This is a genomic window from Bacillus sanguinis (assembly GCF_018332475.1).
Classification (GTDB): Bacteria; Bacillota; Bacilli; order Bacillales; family Bacillaceae_G; genus Bacillus_A; species Bacillus_A sanguinis.
Genome location: NZ_BOQB01000074.1, coordinates 1 through 2,012 on the forward strand (window position 1 = coordinate 1; position 2,012 = coordinate 2,012).

At 41.4% G+C, this 2,012-nt stretch carries 1 protein-coding gene and 11 tRNA genes; 11 read left to right on the plus strand and 1 reads right to left on the minus strand.

Features of this window, described 5'->3' with window-relative positions; all coding sequences use genetic code 11:
* Position 1: 1 nt before the first annotated feature.
* The 11 genes from KI369_RS10080 to KI369_RS10130 all read left to right on the plus strand — a co-directional run bounded on the left by KI369_RS10080 (position 2) and on the right by KI369_RS10130 (position 1,001).
* Positions 2-78, plus strand: a tRNA-Met gene (locus KI369_RS10080).
* Between the two features lie 3 nt (positions 79-81).
* Positions 82-157: transfer RNA gene (locus tag KI369_RS10085), tRNA-Asp, on the plus strand.
* A 9-nt stretch (positions 158-166) separates the two neighbouring features.
* Positions 167-242 (plus strand) — tRNA-Phe (locus KI369_RS10090).
* A gap of 18 nt (positions 243-260) precedes the next feature.
* Positions 261-336, plus strand: a tRNA-Thr gene (locus KI369_RS10095).
* 10 nt (positions 337-346) lie between these two features.
* Positions 347-430: transfer RNA gene (locus KI369_RS10100), tRNA-Tyr, on the plus strand.
* 7 nt (positions 431-437) lie between these two features.
* A tRNA-Trp gene (locus KI369_RS10105) sits at positions 438-511 on the plus strand.
* 19 nt (positions 512-530) lie between these two features.
* Positions 531-606, plus strand: a tRNA-His gene (locus KI369_RS10110).
* Between the two features lie 63 nt (positions 607-669).
* A tRNA-Gln gene (locus KI369_RS10115) sits at positions 670-744 on the plus strand.
* A 5-nt stretch (positions 745-749) separates the two neighbouring features.
* A tRNA-Gly gene (locus KI369_RS10120) sits at positions 750-824 on the plus strand.
* 14 nt (positions 825-838) lie between these two features.
* Positions 839-909 (plus strand) — tRNA-Cys (locus KI369_RS10125).
* 10 nt (positions 910-919) lie between these two features.
* Positions 920-1,001 (plus strand) — tRNA-Leu (locus tag KI369_RS10130).
* 336 nt (positions 1,002-1,337) lie between these two features.
* On the opposite strand, the gene KI369_RS10135 is transcribed toward KI369_RS10130, so the two are convergent.
* Complete coding sequence (locus KI369_RS10135) at positions 1,338-1,658, minus strand: DUF3884 family protein (protein ID WP_212955859.1); 321 nt, start codon at positions 1,656-1,658, stop codon at positions 1,338-1,340.
* Between the last annotated feature and the right edge of the window lie 354 nt (positions 1,659-2,012).

Here is a 2,012-nt window from a genome sequence, read left to right on the forward strand (position 1 = left end):
TCGCGGGGTGGAGCAGCACGGTAGCTCGTCGGGCTCATAACCCGAAGGTCGCAGGTTCAAATCCTGTCCCCGCAACCAAATGGTCCCGTGGTGTAGTGGTTAACATGCCTGCCTGTCACGCAGGAGATCGCCGGTTCGACCCCGGTCGGGACCGCCATTTTAATAAGGCTCGGTAGCTCAGTCGGTAGAGCAGAGGACTGAAAATCCTCGTGTCGGCGGTTCGATTCCGTCCCGAGCCACCATTTATCTTAATAATATACGCCGGCTTAGCTCAATTGGTAGAGCAACTGACTTGTAATCAGTAGGTTGGGGGTTCAAGTCCTCTAGCCGGCACCATGTAAGTTTCGGAGGGGTAGCGAAGTGGCTAAACGCGGCGGACTGTAAATCCGCTCCTTCGGGTTCGGCAGTTCGAATCTGCCCCCCTCCACCATTTACATAGGGGCATAGTTTAAAGGTAGAACTGAGGTCTCCAAAACCTCCAGTGTGGGTTCGATTCCTACTGCCCCTGCCAAATATATTTACACAACATGGCGGTTGTGGCGAAGTGGTTAACGCACCGGATTGTGGCTCCGGCATTCGTGGGTTCGATTCCCATCAGTCGCCCCATTTTTATTTTAAAAATTACAAATAATCTAATGGATACTTACATATAATTAAGTAAGAATTCGATGGGCTATAGCCAAGCGGTAAGGCAACGGACTTTGACTCCGTCATGCGCTGGTTCGAATCCAGCTAGCCCAGCCATTTTTGCGGAAGTAGTTCAGTGGTAGAATACAACCTTGCCAAGGTTGGGGTCGCGGGTTCGAATCCCGTCTTCCGCTCCAATAAAACTTCATATGGCGGCATAGCCAAGTGGTAAGGCAGAGGTCTGCAAAACCTTTATCACCGGTTCAAATCCGGTTGCCGCCTTTTCTTTTGTGCCGATGTGGCGGAATTGGCAGACGCGCACGACTCAAAATCGTGTTCCTTCGGGAGTGTCGGTTCGACCCCGACCATCGGTATCAAGAACGGCGTAAAAAAACTCTATACTAATTGTATAGAGTTTTTTTCATTACACGACGAAATAAGCACCAAAAAACAAATGCTCTAATTTAACTCAGATTGAACAAAATTTGTAAGGTGTCAAAACAGTTCGCTTCACTTGTATTTACGTTGATTTCACAAGCTAACTATAAAGAAAATTTACAGTTAAATGATGAATCTCAAACAGAGGAAGTTGAGACAGAAATAGTTCCCCCTCATCAACAGGCAAGGGATTATATATTGGCACTTATCCTTTTAGTTCTATTTTTCTATAAAACGTCAGCAGAATATATACAATATTCTCTTCGAGCACTCTAGAGAGAACCTCTCCAGCCCGGTGACATGAAGTTAAATCCGACACCGCCAGTAGATATTAGTATATTATCAACGGTTAAGTTTGTAATTTCTAAAAACCTCTTTTTAAACTCTTCTTTGTTGTACTTGTACATAGTTGAGTGGCACGCCCACATGTGCGTTGAAGTGCTCAACCAGTCCCCTAATTCCTTTAATTCAGGAAACGACTCAAATTGAATTGGTTCATCTAATTTCATGAATCTCACTTGATAGATAGTTGGGTTTAGCTTTTCTCCTATCCCTTTAAGACCATGTACTTTTTTCTCATTTGAATGTGTCATAATTCTCCCCCATTTTCCCTTCAAATCTTTTCCTATTTTTATTATACAACAATAGAAAGTAATTATGGGAATATTATGGAAATCAGTGTTGGCGATAATAAAAAGACTCTAATAGAAATGTTAAAGTTTTTTTGTTAAATTGTGCTATGTGCTTCTAAAATTCGTAATAAACGTAGGAATTCATGTATAATATAACTTGTCGAAAGAACAAAATGATAGTGATTTATATTATGTCTGTAATATGAATCAAAAATGAACTTTTTATATTTCTTTTAAAAATGTGTTGAATACACATTATATTTCATATTAATATTTTTATGTAGATTTAAAACGGGAAAGAGAGTGGAAAGTATG